Origin of the sequence: Hydrogenophaga sp. RAC07 (genome assembly GCF_001713375.1) — a bacterium.
Classification (GTDB): domain Bacteria; phylum Pseudomonadota; class Gammaproteobacteria; order Burkholderiales; family Burkholderiaceae_C; genus Hydrogenophaga.
The window spans coordinates 1448020-1462258 of sequence record NZ_CP016449.1; the positions used below are offsets into that span (position 1 = coordinate 1448020).

At 67.1% G+C, this 14239-nt stretch carries 16 protein-coding genes; all 16 read right to left on the reverse strand.

The genetic code is table 11. The annotated features are described in order from the left end of the window. Nucleotides 1-9 precede the first annotated feature (9 nt). The 16 genes from BSY239_RS06790 to BSY239_RS06860 all read right to left on the reverse strand — a co-directional run bounded on the left by BSY239_RS06790 (nt 10) and on the right by BSY239_RS06860 (nt 14230). The gene (locus BSY239_RS06790) at nt 10-915 is read right to left on the reverse strand and encodes a carotenoid 1,2-hydratase (RefSeq protein ID WP_236944149.1); all 906 of its coding nucleotides are present in this window, start codon (nt 913-915) and stop codon (nt 10-12) included. Then, nucleotides 870-2405, reverse strand: a complete 1536-nt coding sequence (gene crtD / locus BSY239_RS06795; RefSeq protein WP_069046177.1) for a 1-hydroxycarotenoid 3,4-desaturase CrtD — start codon at nt 2403-2405, stop codon at nt 870-872. Before crtD ends, BSY239_RS06790 begins: the two co-directional genes overlap by 46 nt. Continuing rightward, nucleotides 2398-3180 carry a hypothetical protein gene (locus BSY239_RS06800; protein ID WP_069046178.1) on the reverse strand — a complete coding sequence of 261 codons (783 nt, stop codon included), beginning with the start codon at nt 3178-3180 and terminating at the stop codon, nt 2398-2400. Before BSY239_RS06800 ends, crtD begins: the two co-directional genes overlap by 8 nt. Continuing rightward, the gene (gene ispH, locus BSY239_RS06805; protein WP_069046179.1) at nt 3173-4132 is read right to left on the reverse strand and encodes a 4-hydroxy-3-methylbut-2-enyl diphosphate reductase; all 960 of its coding nucleotides are present in this window, start codon (nt 4130-4132) and stop codon (nt 3173-3175) included. The genes BSY239_RS06800 and ispH overlap by 8 nt, the downstream gene beginning before the upstream one ends. Before the next feature lie 43 nt (nt 4133-4175). Beyond that, a complete protein-coding gene (gene pufC, locus BSY239_RS06810) occupies nt 4176-5285 on the reverse strand; it encodes a photosynthetic reaction center cytochrome PufC (RefSeq protein ID WP_069046180.1) in 1110 nt (369 codons plus the stop codon). Next, entirely contained in the window at nt 5285-6259 is a 975-nt protein-coding gene (gene pufM / locus BSY239_RS06815; RefSeq protein ID WP_069046181.1) for a photosynthetic reaction center subunit M, read from the reverse strand. Before pufM ends, pufC begins: the two co-directional genes overlap by 1 nt. Before the next feature lie 28 nt (nt 6260-6287). Then, nucleotides 6288-7112, reverse strand: a complete 825-nt coding sequence (gene pufL / locus BSY239_RS06820; protein WP_069046182.1) for a photosynthetic reaction center subunit L — start codon at nt 7110-7112, stop codon at nt 6288-6290. A 116-nt stretch (nt 7113-7228) separates the two neighbouring features. Then, nucleotides 7229-7423, reverse strand: a complete 195-nt coding sequence (gene pufA, locus BSY239_RS06825) for a light-harvesting antenna LH1, alpha subunit (RefSeq protein WP_069046183.1) — start codon at nt 7421-7423, stop codon at nt 7229-7231. Nucleotides 7424-7440: 17 nt separating this feature from the next. Further along, nucleotides 7441-7665 carry a hypothetical protein gene (locus BSY239_RS06830; protein WP_069046184.1) on the reverse strand — a complete coding sequence of 75 codons (225 nt, stop codon included), beginning with the start codon at nt 7663-7665 and terminating at the stop codon, nt 7441-7443. Nucleotides 7666-7701: 36 nt separating this feature from the next. Continuing rightward, nucleotides 7702-7845, reverse strand: coding sequence for a light-harvesting antenna LH1, beta subunit (pufB, locus tag BSY239_RS06835; RefSeq protein WP_069046185.1), 144 nt, complete (start codon nt 7843-7845; stop codon nt 7702-7704). A gap of 13 nt (nt 7846-7858) precedes the next feature. Next, nucleotides 7859-7981 (reverse strand): hypothetical protein, encoded by a 123-nt coding sequence (locus tag BSY239_RS22970; RefSeq protein WP_257784874.1) that lies wholly within the window; start codon nt 7979-7981, stop codon nt 7859-7861. After that, entirely contained in the window at nt 7978-9459 is a 1482-nt protein-coding gene (gene bchZ / locus BSY239_RS06840; protein WP_069046186.1) for a chlorophyllide a reductase subunit Z, read from the reverse strand. The genes BSY239_RS22970 and bchZ overlap by 4 nt, the downstream gene beginning before the upstream one ends. Beyond that, nucleotides 9459-11003, reverse strand: coding sequence for a chlorophyllide a reductase subunit Y (bchY, locus tag BSY239_RS06845; RefSeq protein ID WP_069046187.1), 1545 nt, complete (start codon nt 11001-11003; stop codon nt 9459-9461). The genes bchZ and bchY overlap by 1 nt, the downstream gene beginning before the upstream one ends. Before the next feature lie 4 nt (nt 11004-11007). Further along, the gene (locus BSY239_RS06850) at nt 11008-12018 is read right to left on the reverse strand and encodes a chlorophyllide a reductase iron protein subunit X (protein ID WP_069046188.1); all 1011 of its coding nucleotides are present in this window, start codon (nt 12016-12018) and stop codon (nt 11008-11010) included. Further along, a complete protein-coding gene (bchC, locus tag BSY239_RS06855; protein ID WP_069046189.1) occupies nt 12018-12980 on the reverse strand; it encodes a chlorophyll synthesis pathway protein BchC in 963 nt (320 codons plus the stop codon). Before bchC ends, BSY239_RS06850 begins: the two co-directional genes overlap by 1 nt. Nucleotides 12981-13012: 32 nt before the next feature. Further along, nucleotides 13013-14230 (reverse strand): methyltransferase, encoded by a 1218-nt coding sequence (locus tag BSY239_RS06860; protein WP_069046190.1) that lies wholly within the window; start codon nt 14228-14230, stop codon nt 13013-13015. Nucleotides 14231-14239: the final 9 nt, after the last annotated feature.

Here is a 14239-nt window from a genome sequence, read left to right on the forward strand (position 1 = left end):
CGCAACGGTTCAGCCCCGTCGGGGCATGCGCCAGGGCAGCATGGCTTGCACCAGCGGTGAGACCAGCCGGGGCACCCGCAGCGTTTCATGAAAGCTCGACACGCTCTCCCCGAGCAGGCTGCTCTGGAGGATGGCGCGCTGGTAGAACGGCGTGTCTTCCAGCTGCTGTGTCACCCGCACACGCGAGTCACTGCGCATGCGCCGCTCGATGCGCCAGGCCGTGCGCGGCAGGGTTTGCAGGGGCGGCGCTTCAAAGGGCTGCACGCTGCCGTGGCGCCCGAAGCGCAAGGCGAGCAGCTTGCCCCGGGCCTTGCCCGGCTCCACGTCGTACAACACGGCGGTGCTGCCGTCCTTCATGGCGCTGCGCGACCAGTCCCATTCGGTGAACGCGCGCTCCAGCGGCTCATCGCCTTCGTTGCTGTCCAGGTAGGCGTGCCCGCTCCAGCGTTGTTCGGGATGCTGCAGCTTCACCTCCACACGCGCGTGGGGCGCGATCGGTCCCCAGCGGTGGCGGCCGGCGTCGTCGAGCGCGGTGCTGAACTTGAACAACTGATGCGTGCGCAACTTCACCGTGCCGCGGATGCGCCGCGGAATCGGTACGCCCACCTCGTCGATGTGGATGGTGAGTGCGTCACCGTGCCATTCGAGCTGGCTCGGGCCGATCTTGAAATGCGTGGCGTCGCGCCGGTTGTGCGGGGCACCGCGCTCGGTCATGGACCAGCGGCGCGCGCCCGCGCTGTAAAGCGCCACGTTGAGCGCGCAGAAATTGTCGGGATCGGTGGGGCCGCGTCTGCGCGCCCACGCGTAGTAGGGCGAGAACACGCTGCCCACGAACGCGATGATGGACAGGCCGAACCGGCCGTCGTCGCTCAGGGCGTCGACGTACCACCAGAGATAGCCACCCGAGGGGACCACCTGGTCAAAGCGGGGCTCGCCATCACGGCCGCGGCCGCCAGCTGGCCCGAAAGAGCCGCCATCGGGACCCCCGGGCCCGGGTGGACGCTCCCCCCCGCCAGGAAAAGGCCCGTGACCGGTGTGCTGGCGCTGGAGCGGGCGAAGGCCGAGGTCCAGCCGTGGGTCGCCTGTCCATAGAGGGCGCCCCCCGTGGCCGGAAAGAGTTGGTGAAAGTCCACCGGTGTGGTGCGGATCGACGGGGGTTCGGCGCTCTCGATCCGAAGGCCACAGCGGCGCAGCAGGGCAAAGCTGGAGTTCTCGCATGTTTCGATGGCCTCGGGTGTGATGGTTTGAAGATCGCCCTCCGCCGGTGCGTTCACCAGGCAGAGCAGGCGTTCGCGCCCGGAGGGCGCGGCCAGGTCGGTGCCGCGGTCTTGCGCGCACACATACACCGTGGGTTGCTGCGGCAGTTCACCGTGCTGGAAGATGTCCCGGAACTCGCTGGCGTAGTCGTTGCGGAAGAACACGTTGTGGCGGTCCAGTGCTAGCCCGCTGGTGCGCGTGTGGATGGACCAGGTGATGGCCGAGAGCGAGCGCGGTGGCGCTTTGCTTTTCACGGCCCGGCGCACGGGCTGTCCCAGCAGTCCGGTGCGCAGCGCAGCCACGTCGCCATTGAAGACCACGCTGTCGGCGGGCAGGGTTTCACCGCTGGCCAGCGTCACACCGCTCACACGGCCGTTCTTCACCGCGATGCGTTCGCAAGGGCTCAGGTAGCGGAACGCGGCGCCGCGCTCGCGCGCCAGCCGCTCCAGGCAGCGCGCCAGCGCGTGCATGCCGCCGTCGATGGCCCACACGCCGTCGAGCTCCACCTGGGCGATCAGCATCAGCGTGGCGGGGGCTTCCCACGGCGACGAGCCGGTGTAGGTGGCGTAGCGGCCAAACAGCTGCCGCAGGCGCGGGTCGGTGAAGTGCCGGCCCAGGCTGTGCCAGAGGCTGCGCATGGGCCCCAAGGCAGCGAGTGTGGCCAGGCCACGCAGGCCCAGCCCCATGGACATGCCCAGCATGCTGGGCGAAGCACTGCGAATGTAGGGGCCTTCGAGCGACTGGTAGGCGGACTTCGCCTGCGCGCAGAAACCCTGGAAGCGCCTGGCTTCGTCCGGCCCGGCGAACTGCGCCACGGCATCGAACGAACGCGCCGGGTCGGCAAACAGGTCGAGCGAACTGCCATCGTCCCACCAGTGGCGCGCCAGCACCGGCAGTGGGCGGATGCGCAGTTCGGCCTCCAGGGTCGTGCCCACCGAGGCGAGGATCTGGTCGAACACCCAGCGCATGGTGAAGACCGTGGGGCCGCTGTCGATGGCCGCGCCGTCCACCACCAGCTGGCGCACCTTGCCACCGGGTGTGGCGGCGGTCTCGACCACGGTCACGTCCAGTCCCTGCTGCGCCAGTTGCAGGGCAGACACCAGGCCCGCCATGCCGGCGCCGATGACGACGACGCGGTGTTCAGCCATGGGGCTGCCCGTCGACCGGTTCGGTCGTGTTCATCGCGTTGGGAGGTGTCCATTGCCCGTGATGTTCCAGCAGGCGCATGCGCACGAACATCGATTCGGAGAAGTAGTTGTGCCGGTAGGCCGCTTCGATGGCGGCCTGGTGTGCGCCCTGGTGCGCGTAATCGAGCATGGACGAGGTGTCTTTCCACAAGCTGAAGGTGCACTGGCGCACCAGCGGTGCTTCGCCCAGGCCCATGGCCAGCGTGCAGCCGGCCGCCGACTGCATGGCGGCCTGCGTGGCGGGTGCGTTGCGCCAGAAGGCCATGGCCTTGGCCGGGCGGATGCTGGCGCGCGTGATCACGGCCAGGGGCCGCGCCGCGCCGGCGTCGTCGTGCACCGTGTGGTCGGGCTTGAGGTGGGTGGCCGGTGTGGGGCCCCAGGCTTCGCCGTCCCACTGGCCACGCGACGAGAGCACCTCGTGCACGCCGCTCCAGAAGTGCTCGGCGCGCTGTCGGTAGGCCTGCACGATGGGGCCGGCGAGAAAGGCATCGGCCTGCTCGGCGTGGTCGAACATGACGATCAGTCCCTGGTGGCTGGCGCTGGGCCGGATGCTGAAGCCGCCACCGTGGCCGCTGCCCATGACCTTGGCAAACACCACACCCGGCACGCCCTTGAGCGAAGCGGAGCCCTGCACCATGCGCATCCAGCCCCAGGCCTGGTGTTCGCGCAGGTAGTTCACGAGCACCACCACCACCACCCCCGAGAGGGTGATCACGTCGGGTACGGTCTCAGCCATGCGCAAGTGCCGGGCTGCGGGCGCCACCGAGTTCGGCGGGCAACCGGAAGGTGACGTCTTCGCGCGCGCCGGCCAGGTGCACGATCTGAAGCGGCTCTGCGCCGGTGTGTGACTGCAATGCACACACCACGCGCTGCACCAGCAGCTCGGGCGTGGAGGCGCCCGAGGTCACGCCCACGCGGGGAGCACCGTCAAGCCATGCGGCCTGGAGTTCGTGCTCGTCCTGCACCAGGTGCGCCGGCACACCACTGCGCTCGGCCACTTCGCGCAGGCGGTTGGAATTGGAGCTGTTGCGCGCGCCGACCACCAGCACCAGGTCGACCTGCGCAGCGAGCCGGCGCACGGCGATCTGCCGGTTGTGGGTGGCGTAACAGATGCCGTCCACATCGGGGCCGACGATGCGCGGGAAACGGGCTGTGAGCGCCGCGATGATCTCGCGCGTGTCGTCCAGGCTCAGCGTGGTCTGGGTCACATACGCCAGCGGGGTGGAAGAGGGGAACTCAAGCCGGGCCACGTCGGCCACCGTGCCCACCAGGTGCACCGGTGCGTCCACCCGGCCCACGGTGCCCACCACTTCCTCGTGGCCGGCGTGGCCGATCATGAGCAAGGTGTGGCCCAGGCGCACGAAGCGCTGTGCCTGCTGGTGCACCTTGCTCACCAGCGGGCAGGTGGCGTCGATCGTGTGCAGTGCCAGGCCTTCAGCCTGCGCAACCACGGCGTTGGAAACGCCGTGCGCCGAGAACACCAGCACCGATCCGCCGGGCACCAGCGCCAGGTCGTCCACGAACACCGCGCCCTTCGAACGAAGGTCGTCCACGACCCAGGGGTTGTGGACGATTTCGTGGAACACGTACACCGGGGTGCCGTGCAGTTCGAGTGCGCGCTCGACGATGTGGATGGCCCGGGTCACCCCGGCACAGAAGCCGCGCGGTTGTGCCAGAACGGCTTGCATGGCGGGACCTTGCGTTGCTGCCGGGACGCCGCCAGCCAACGCGTCATTGGGCCGGTTTCGGCGCAGCGTCCGCGGGCGTTGCCGGAGTGGCAGCCGCATCGGGCGCGGCCGGTGCGGCAGCGGTGTAAGGCCGGTAGGCGGCGAGCTCCGGGTGGTCCTTGAGCATGGGCACACCCAGCAGGGGCTTGTTGACGCCCTGGTGGCAGGTGGCGCAGTTCATCTTGGCCACGTCACCCAGTTCGCCCTTGCGGTTGGTCGGGAACACCTCGGTCAGCGGCTCCATGTAGGCCAGGTTCAGGTCGCGTGCCATGCGGATGCCGTGGTACGCCGTCACGCGCTGGGGTGGCGCGCCGTCCCACTTGCCGAAGTTCTGCGTGTTGTGGCAGAAGGTGCAGTTCACGCCCAGCGAGGCCGACATGTGCGTCATGAGCGCATAGGTTTTTTCGGTGCGCTGGATGCTCTCGCCCTGGCCGCCGCTGGTGGGCAGGGCCTTGGTGGCGTTCACCCGGATCGGCTCGTCCTTGAGCAGGTAGGACGTGAACGGGTCGTAGGGCAGCGAGGCCAGCTTCACGCTGTCGGCCGGTGTGTTCTGCCCCATCTTGTTGCCGATGAAGTTCGAGCCCTGGGGCTGGCTGTCGGCGGTGAACCAGATCTCCTTGGGCACCGGGTTGCCGCGGTGGCAGGTGTAACAGGTCACGCCGGTCTCGGCCACGTGGGCTTTCCAGTCGGTGTTGATGTGCTGCGTCATCTGCACCATGCGCCGCGCCACCACCTTGGTGTAGAGGCTGTCGTCGGCGAAGTTGGCGCCGTTGTGGCAGTAGTTGCAGCCTTGCTCGGGGGCCACCCAGGCCGTCATGTTGACCATGAGGCGGGTGAACTCACCCACGCTCAGGTCGCCCAGCACCTTCACGTTCTGGTAGATCTGCCCGGCCTTGGGGCCGTCGGCACCGGCCGGTGGTTGTGCCGCAGGCACCTGGTTGACTGCCAGCACGTCGGCCTGGATCCGCGGGTTGACCACCTGGACCATGCCGGTGCCGCGGTAGCCGTTCTGCGTCGATTCCATCGGGGGGCGTTCGCAGCCGGCCAGCAAGACCAACGTTCCCAGGGCGAGTGCGCCCAGCCAGTTGCGGTGCTTGAAGTTGGGTGTTTTCATCACTTGGCTCCTGGTGCAAGCGCCGGATCCATCACGGCGGGGAAGACGTCGGGGTAAGGCGGTGCAACACCGTGCTTGATGGCCCAGAGGTACCAGTTGTCCACCACGGTGCCGGTCAGCAGGATGCCGATGCCACCCACCAGCGGGCACAGCACGGCGAACCACCAGGCCCAGCGGTGAATGGATTCCATCGTGGCGTTGAAGCCCATGGTCCATCTCCAGAACAGGGCAGCGCGTTCACTCGCGGTGCCGCGGTCGACGATCTGTTCGATCTCGCGTTCACCACCGAAGCGGCTCACCGCGAGGATGGTGGCGCCGTGCATGGCAAAGAGCAGCGTGGAGCCGTAGAGGAAGGCGATGGAGAGCGCGTGGAACGGGTTGTAGAACAGGTTGCCGTAGCGCAGCGAGAAGGCGGCCGTCCAGTCGAGGTGGGGGAAGATGCCGAAGGGCACGGCTTCGCTCCACGATCCCATGAGCACCGGGCGAATCAGGCCGAGCACCAGGAAGAGCCAGATGGCGGCGGCAAAGGCCCAGGCCACGTGGGTGCCCATGCCCAGGGCCCGCGCGCGGCGGTAGGTGCGGGCCCACCAGAGAATGACCGAAACGGTGAGGAAGAGGCCGGCGATCTGCCACCACCCGCCCGCGTTGAGCGGCTGCAGGCCCAGGCCCGCCCCGGCCGCCGGCGGCTCCAGCGAGAGCCAGAAGAGCTGGCGCACGAACTGGATCGGGTCCCAGTTCACCGAGGCCAGCATGTTCAGGCCCATGATGTTGATCGACAGGATGCCGAAGAACAGCGCGGCCACACCGAGTGTGCCGAGGTAGATGGGGCCGATCTGCGCGTTGCCGAAGCGACCCAGCAGATGGACGATGGCGGGCTTGTCGCCGATGCGGGCGTCCTGGCCAGCCCCCAGCTCGACGCCGTGGTGCACCGGGCCGACGGCCTGCACCGTTGTGAAGAGGTTTTGGTATTGCATGGTGTGCTCCTGCTTTTTCTTCGGATGCTCAGGACCAGATCGGCAGGTTCAGCCACCAGCCCCACCATTCAGGCCAGCCACGGCTCCAGAAGGGCCCGCTGATCACGATGCACAAGGCGCTGAACAGCACGGCGGCCAGCGCCAGGAACAGGCCCAGGCGGTGGATGCCCAGGGTGCCGATGGAGTAGCCGATGGTGTCGCGGAAGAAGGTGTCTTCGTGTTCGGGCGCCTTGACCTTTTCACCGGCTGCCGGGTTGGTGGCCGAGAGGATCAGCGAGCCGTGCAGCGACAGCGCGAAGGTGGTGGCAAAGAAGAAGCTCACCGCCAGCATGTGGGCCGGGTTGTAGTGGAAGTGCAGGTACTGGTAGCCCACGTTGGACACCCAGTCGAGGTGGCTGAAGATGCCGTAGGGGAAACCGTGTCCCCAGGCGCCGAGCAACACCGGGCGGATCACCACCAGGGTCACGTACGCGAGGATGGCCACGCTGAAGGCAAAGGGCACGTGGTAGCCCATGCCCAGCTTGCGGCAGATCTCCACTTCGCGCAGCGCCCACGACACGAAGGAGCCGATCGCACAGACCGTGATCAGCTGCCACAGGCCGCCTTCCATCAGCGGCGCGAAGCGCAGGCCGTAGGCGAGGTCGGGGGGCGCAATGCTGATCTGCCAGAGGTTCCAGGTCGGGCCTTGCGAGGCGCCCCAGAGAATCATGGCGGTGCCGAGAAACGCAAAGAACAGCGTTGTGACACCAAAGAAGCCGACGTAGAACGGACCCACCCAGAAATCGAAGAGGTCGCCGCCAACCAGTGTTCCGCCTCGAACCCGGTATTTCTTTTCAAAATTGAGCATGGCCATGGTGCGGCCCTCCTGTCTCAGGTGGTGTGGACTTCGTACGTCGATGCAAATGGGGGAGGGGAGCAGATGCTGCACTGGCCCACGCCAGTCTCAGCACCTGCACACCTCGGGTGAAGTCAGGACTTCACTGCGGGTGTGGCCGCAGGCACGACCTGTGCCGTTTTTGCCGGGGCCATCTTGGGGCCGTCGAGCCAGTTGAACTTGTTCGTGCTGAGCAGGATGAGGTGAATCATCACTGCGATGCCGAACAGAAAAACGCCCTGCGCAACCATGGTGCGGACAGGATCGAAAAGGCGCCAGATTCTCCACATGATGGGATCTCCTAATTTCAGATGATGTGAGACATGAAGGTGTAGACCGCGGCATGCACGCCCGAGAAGATGCTGGTCTTGTGCTCCGCACCAGGCAACCAGAACTGCCACTGCACGCCGACCAGTTGGCCGAGCAAGGCGAGTGACAGCAACAGCAGGAAGCAGGGAGCAAAGATCAGGACAAACGAAAGCTTGTCTCCGCTCAGGGAAGGCTTGTGAGCCTCATAAGACATATCGTTCATGGCAGTTTTCCTTTCACGACAAAAAAGCCTTGTGGGTCAGAGCCAGGGCCGCCAGAACCACACCAGCAAGTGGGCGACAACGGCGATGGCCGTGAACCCAATGAAGCCTTGGATGTAGTACTGGTGGAACTCCTGAGCTTCATCGTCCGTCAGGCCGGAAACAGATGTCCGTGTCGACATGGGATGCTCCTTTTCAATGTGGCCGTGAGGCCATCGATGCGCCCAGCCCGCGCACCGTGGGCAGCTGCAGCGACATGCTGCAACGTGAGGTGGACCCGGCACCCGTGCCGTGGTCGAAGAGTGAAAACAGGGTCATGCAAATTCCCCCAGGCCCATCGACTGGCCGGCGGTGTTCACATGCGATTCGTTGACGGCGGCCTCGCCGCTTTCGCGCGCCTGGCGCTCGGCCTCGTCGCGCAGCCGCTTGGCGGCCGAGATCTGCACCAGCACCGGCTGGTTGGAGATGAGCGTGTGCAGCCGGGCCTGGGCTTTGTCGTCCCAGGGGGTGGACAGACCGGCGACTTCACCGCGCGCCAGCGTGGGGTCGACACGGTCCATGTCGGTGCCCAGCGGCAGGATGTGGAACAGCGCGTCGAACAGCGAGTTGCACACCTCCTGGATCAGGTAGGTCGCGCCGCTGTAACCCATGAAGGGGGTGCCGGTGTGGCGGCGGATGATGGCGCCCGGGAACGATGCCGGAATGTAGGTCGCCTTCATCGGCCCCTGGCTGCCGGCCTCGGCGAGGTACATGCGCTCGTTGTAGCTGCCGAACAGGATCAGCGGCATCTGGGTGCGCACCAGCTCGCGCACCGCGGCGTTGTCGGTCTTTTCGCCGGCCTTGCGCGAGACAGCGAACTTGCAGGGCATGCCCATCTCGGTTTCCAGGAAGTGCTGGATGCCGCGCGCATAGGTCTCACCGGCCACCACCGCGAAGCTGGCGGTGGCGAAGAAGTCTTGCGTGACGCTGCGCCACAGGTCCCACACCGGTTTGATGGTGGTGTGCTTCTCGCGCTCGATGAAGGGCTCCGGGTCCAGGCCCAGCAGTTCACCGAGCGTGCGCAGGAACTTGGTGGTGCTGTGCAGGCCGATGGGGGCTTGCAGGTAGGGGCGGTCGAGTGCTTCGCAGAGCATGCGGCCGAACTCGCGGTACATGCAGATGTTCACGTCGGCCTCGACCAGTCGTGAGACTTCCGAGAGGTGGCTGCCCAGCGGGAACACCATGTTGATGTCGGCACCGATGCCCTGCACCAGGCGGCGGATCTCGGCCAGGTCGCTCGGGCTGTTGAAGGTGCCGTAGCTCGGGCCGATGATGTTCACGCGCGGCTTCTCGCCGGCCGGACGCTCGGCAAAGGGCTTGCGGGCCGGCACCTTTTTCATGCCGAACTCGCTCCAGAGCCAGAACATGGCGCGGTTGGCGCACTGCCATTGGTCTTCGTCGATGGTGCGAGGCAAAAAGCGCATGAGGTTGGTGCCCTCGGGGGTCACGCCGCCACCGATCATCTCGGCAATCGACCCGGTGACCACCACCGCCGGCAGCTCGGGGTCGAGCACCGCGTGCGCACGCTTCATCGAACCTTCGGTGCCTTCGCGGCCCAGCTGCTCTTCGGCCAGGCCGGTCACCACGATCGGCAGCTCGTGTGGAGGCAGGGCGTCGGTGTAATGCAGCACCGATGTGACGGGCAGGTTTTCGCAGCCCACCGGGCCGTCAATGACCACCTGCAGGCCCTTGATGGCGGTGAACACATAGACGGCACCCCAGTAGCCGCCCGCGCGATCGTGGTCGAGTACCAGCATCAGCCCATCTCCTCGGCTTTGCGCTTTTTCGCCTGCTTGTCCAGCTGGCGGCGCTGTTCCTTGCGGAAGTCCGGATAGTCTTTCGGCACCTCTTCCCAGACACCGGCCTTGTCGCCGTTGCCCACGCTGCCGAAAAAGTCCTTCATCTGGTCGAAGCGGTGCTGGTTGCCCATGGCGGCGTTGATCACCTGGATCAGCGAGCCGGCACCGGCCACACCCATCAGCGGGCGGGCGGAAATCAGGTTGGTGTAGTAGAGCGACGGGATGCTGGCTTCCTTGGCCGCCTGCACCACCGGCGTGGTGCCGATGGCCAGCTGCGGCTGGTACTCGCGCATGGCATCCAGATCGTTTTCAAGCGAGGCGCGGAACTGCACCTGAACGCCCTTGGACTTGAGCCAGGCGGCGTCGTGTGCGTTCCAGGGTGTGGCCGGGCAGGCCGAACCCACGTAGCGCAGGTCGGCGCCGCACTCCACCAGCAGACGGCCCACCAGCAGCTCGGAGCCTTCGTAGCCGCTGAGCGTGATGCGACCGTGGATCTTCTGTTGCGACAACACGCCGCGGATGGCGGCCAGCGTGGCGTTGCGCGCCACGTCGATCTGCGCCTGCGCCACACCGGTGGCCTGGCCGATGGCGCCCAGCCAGTCGTGCGTGCCGTCCACACCCACCGGGGCCGAGCCCACGATCGCACGGCCCGCCGCTTCAAATTCGCGGATGCTCGCCGTGTAGAACGGGTGGATGGCGGCCACGGCCACGCTGTCGAGCGCGCTGTACAGCTCGCGCCATTCGCGGGTGGGTGCCACGGTGCCCACGGCCAGGCCCATGGGCGCGATCATCTGGGCGATCAGCATCGGGTCGGCCGGGAACATTTCGCCCAGCAGCGTGATGGTGGGCTTGTCGCTGCGCTTCTCACGCGGTGCGGGCACCGGGCCGGCCATGATCTCGCTGCGGGCGTACTTCAGCATGGCGCCGGTGAGCACGTCCTTGGCTTCTGCGTGGGTCGGCACGCCGAAGCCGGGCACGTCGATGCCGATGATGCGCACCCCGTTGATGGCCTTGGGCAGGATCTGCAGCGGCACGCCGCTGGCGGTGGGCACGCACAGGTTGATGATCACGATGGCGTCCAGCTTCTCGGGGTCGGCCTGGGCGTGCACCGCCTCGCTGATGTCCTCGAACAGCTTGCCGGTCACCAACGATTCGCTGTTGAAGGGCACATAACCCACGCTGCGGCGCGCACCGTAGAAGTGGCTGGTGAAGGTGAGGCCGTAGACGCAGCAGGCCGAGCCGCTGAGGATGGTGGCGGTGCGGCGCATGCGCAGGCCCACCCGCAGCGAACCGAAGGCCGGGCACATGCTCTGCGGCTGGTCGTGCGGGCCGGCGTTGTCGCGCTGGGGGTAGTCGGCGGCGTACTGCGCCAGGATTTCGCTCTTGCCGGCCGATTTGGCCGCGGCCAGCAGCGTCTCGCCGCCGGCGTGGCAACCCATGCCATCGCCCTCGATGGCGGTGGTGGCCTTCGCGGGAATGATGGGGATGGTGGTGCCGGTCATGGTGTCAGACCTCGTCGTACACAACTTCCAGGGTGGGCTTGCTGGTGTCGGTCTTGCCGCACATGTCGAACTGGGTGGCCGGCTCCAGCACCACGTCGCGGCCCACGGCCGAGGCGGAGAACAGGCCGAGCAATTCGTCCTGCGTCATGGGCTTGGGGCGCATGGGGGTGGAGTTGCCCACGTTCTCGGCGAGCTGGGCAAACATGGGGCCCCACACCGATTCGGGGCGGCCGATGATTTCGTAGCTGGCGCTCTTGCGGCGGATGTCGTCGTCGGCCGGGATCACCGAGAGCACCGGGATGCCGACGGCTTCGGCGAAGTTCATCGCCTCGCCGGTGCCGTCGTCGCGGTTGATCACCATGCCGGCCACGCCCACGTTGCCGCCGAGCTTGCGGAAGTACTCCACCGCGCTGCAGACGTTGTTGGCCACGTAGAGCGACTGCAGGTCGTTCGACGCCACCACGATGACCTTCTGGCACATGTCGCGGGCAATCGGCAAACCGAACCCACCACAAACGACATCCCCCAGGAAGTCGAGCAGCACGTAGTCGAAGCCCCACTCGTGGAAGCCGAGTTTCTCCAGCAGCTCGAAGCCGTGGATGATGCCGCGGCCACCGCAGCCGCGACCGACCTCGGGGCCACCGAGTTCCATGGCGTAGACGCCGTCGCGCTTGAAGCAGACGTCGCCGATCGCCACCGCTTCACCGGCGAGCTTTTTCTTCGACGAGGTCTCGATGATGGTGGGGCAGGCGCGGCCACCGAACAGCAGGCTGGTGGTGTCGCTCTTGGGATCACAGCCGATCAGCAGGACCTTTTTGCCCTGCTGGGCCATCATGTAGCTGAGGTTGGCCAGCGTGAAGCTCTTGCCGATGCCGCCCTTGCCGTAGATGGCAATGATCTGGGTTTCCTTCTTCACTTCACCGGTGTGCACCGGTGCCGGTTCCATGGCGGCTTCAGCGCGAAGCTGGTCCATGAATTTGGCGGACTGCACTTGGTTGACGGGGATCGCGTTCATCAGTTTCTCCAGTCCAGGACCATCTTCAAACACTGCGGATCGCCGAAGGCGGCCGCGTAGGCGTCGCTTGCGCGGGCCGGGGTTTCGGTGTGGGTGATCAGGCCGTCCAGGCACAGGCGCCCGGTCTGCACCAGTTGCGTCACGGCCACGAGATCGGCGCGTTTCCATTCGGCGGCGGCGCGGATCTGCGCTTCGCGCATGAAGGCCGGAGCGAACGAGAACGAGATGTCGTTTTTGTAGAAGCCGGCGAGCACCACCTCGCCGCCCTTGGCCAGGCGCGGAATCACCTTGTTCAGGATGTCGGCGTCGCCGCTCACGTCGTAGATCGCGCGGTAGTCCTTGCGCGTGTCCTCGGTGGGGTCGATGACGCTGTAGCCCTCGGCGCCCACGCGGCGCGCGGCCTGCGTTTCCCACACGACCGGGGCGGGTGCGCCCGAGGCCACCGTGAGGCGCGCCAGCAGTCGGCCCATGACACCGTGGCCAATGATCAGCTCGGGCGGTGTGGCCGGTGCGCGGCTGCCGCCGAAGGTGACCGAGTGGTAGGCGGTGGCGGCCAGGGCCAGCAGCACCATCTGTGAACCCAGGTCGTTGTGCAGCCTGACCACGCGGTCGTGAGGGACCACCAGGCGCGAGCCGGCACCACCGAAGAGGTTGTGCACGCCTTCGAAGCTGTAGGAGCCCGGCACGAACACCTGGTCGCCGACCTGGATGCTGTTCTGGCCGTGGCCGCAGTCACCCTGCGTGCGCATCACGCGGCCCACCGTCTCGTAGCCGGGGACCAGCGGGTAACCCATGCCGGGGAAGGGCGGCATGCTGCCGTCCCACAGCAGGCGCTCGGTGCCGGTGCTGATGCCGCTGTACTCGACTTCGACCTCCAGGTCGCCGTCGCTGAGGCCGCGAAGTTCCAGCGCCCGCACCGAGAGGTTGCATGGGCTCTGGAAAACGATGGCTTGGGCTTGCATGATGTGTATTAAAGAGTTGACATTAAAAAGTGTCAAGACAAAGTGACACTGGGCGGTGTAATGGCGGGTAAACCCCTACGGTGGTCGTGGGCCTTGCGGCCCACCAACAGCTGCGCATGCAGCGGCATGGGGTTGGGCACGCGCTCGATGTGGGTGAAACCCGCGTCGGCCATGAGGGCGGTGAGTTCGGCCGGCGTGCGCAGGCGCCCCGAGCCCATGGCCATCAGGTAGAAGTGGAAATACGGGTCGCTGGGCTCGGGCGCACCGCCGGCCTGGGCCATGGGCTCGGCCAGCAGCAGCGCGCCGCCCAGGGGCAGGGCGTCAAAGATGGCGCGCAGCACGACTCTCACATCGCCGTCCGGGTGGTCGTGCGCCACGCGCACCAGCGTCACCAGGTCGGCACCGCGGGGCAGGGTGTCCTGGGTGAAGCTGCCGCCATGGGTGCTGATGCGATCGCTCAGGCCCTGGCGCTGCACGTTGTCCGCGGCGAGTGCGGCCACCGGGGGCAGGTCGAACAGCTGCAGCTGCAGGTGGGGATGGCGAAGCGCCAGCGCGCTCACCCAGCCGCCCATGCCGCCGCCCACGTCGAGCACCACGCGGTGTTCGTTGAAGGCGTACGAAGCCAGCAGCTCTTCGATCACGAAGCGCTGCGAAGTCGACATGAGCGACGAATAGCGGGCGAACTGGTCCACCGGCGCCGGCGCCTGCGGGTTGCCGGCCGGGTCTTCGGTGTAGGGCCAGTACGCGTGCATGCGCGCGGCGTTCGGCTCGCGCAGCAGGGCCAGCGGGTCGCGCATGTCCTCGTAGAGCACGGCGTTGTGCTCGATCATGTCGCGGATGCCGGCGTGCGCCACCACCGGCGCGCCCATGGGGCCCAGGCCGTAGCGGCCGCTGCCTCGCTGCTCCAGCAGGTGCAGGGCCACGGCCGAGTCGAGCAGGCGGGCGAGCTGAGCGGTGGGCACCCTGCACAGCGTGGCCAGCTCGTCGGCGGTGCGCGGGGCTTGCAGCATGTGTTCGAACAGCTTGAGCCGCACACAGGCCAGCAGCACCTGCGAGTGAACGAAGCCGGCCATCAGATCGAACAGCTGCGCCGAGCGGCGGCGCACCAGCCAGCGGGTGAGCACGCTGCGGCTGGCCCAGCGGTTGAGCGCGGGGCTGGTCATCCACCGGTCGATGCGGCTGGCCAGGCGCTCGCGCCACGAGGGCGGCGGACCATCCGACAGGGGCTTGAGGGCGTCCAGGGCGGCCATGGTGACGAC

Bases quoted from the DNA above. Each gene is read 5' to 3' on its own strand.
- BSY239_RS06830 (WP_069046184.1), bottom strand. From the start codon at position 7,665: ATGAACGATATGTCTTATGAGGCTCACAAGCCTTCCCTGAGCGGAGAC.
- crtD (WP_069046177.1), bottom strand. From the start codon at position 2,405: ATGGCTGAACACCGCGTCGTCGTCATCGGCGCCGGCATGGCGGGCCTG.
- BSY239_RS06800 (WP_069046178.1), bottom strand. From the start codon at position 3,180: ATGGCTGAGACCGTACCCGACGTGATCACCCTCTCGGGGGTGGTGGTG.
- pufL (WP_069046182.1), bottom strand. From the start codon at position 7,112: ATGGCCATGCTCAATTTTGAAAAGAAATACCGGGTTCGAGGCGGAACA.
- BSY239_RS22970 (WP_257784874.1), bottom strand. From the start codon at position 7,981: ATGACCCTGTTTTCACTCTTCGACCACGGCACGGGTGCCGGGTCCACC.
- pufB (WP_069046185.1), bottom strand. From the start codon at position 7,845: ATGTCGACACGGACATCTGTTTCCGGCCTGACGGACGATGAAGCTCAG.
- BSY239_RS06860 (WP_069046190.1), bottom strand. From the start codon at position 14,230: ATGGCCGCCCTGGACGCCCTCAAGCCCCTGTCGGATGGTCCGCCGCCC.
- bchC (WP_069046189.1), bottom strand. From the start codon at position 12,980: ATGCAAGCCCAAGCCATCGTTTTCCAGAGCCCATGCAACCTCTCGGTG.
- pufA (WP_069046183.1), bottom strand. From the start codon at position 7,423: ATGTGGAGAATCTGGCGCCTTTTCGATCCTGTCCGCACCATGGTTGCG.
- ispH (WP_069046179.1), bottom strand. From the start codon at position 4,132: ATGCAAGCCGTTCTGGCACAACCGCGCGGCTTCTGTGCCGGGGTGACC.
- pufM (WP_069046181.1), bottom strand. From the start codon at position 6,259: ATGCAATACCAAAACCTCTTCACAACGGTGCAGGCCGTCGGCCCGGTG.
- bchY (WP_069046187.1), bottom strand. From the start codon at position 11,003: ATGACCGGCACCACCATCCCCATCATTCCCGCGAAGGCCACCACCGCC.
- bchZ (WP_069046186.1), bottom strand. From the start codon at position 9,459: ATGCTGGTACTCGACCACGATCGCGCGGGCGGCTACTGGGGTGCCGTC.
- BSY239_RS06850 (WP_069046188.1), bottom strand. From the start codon at position 12,018: ATGAACGCGATCCCCGTCAACCAAGTGCAGTCCGCCAAATTCATGGAC.
- pufC (WP_069046180.1), bottom strand. From the start codon at position 5,285: ATGAAAACACCCAACTTCAAGCACCGCAACTGGCTGGGCGCACTCGCC.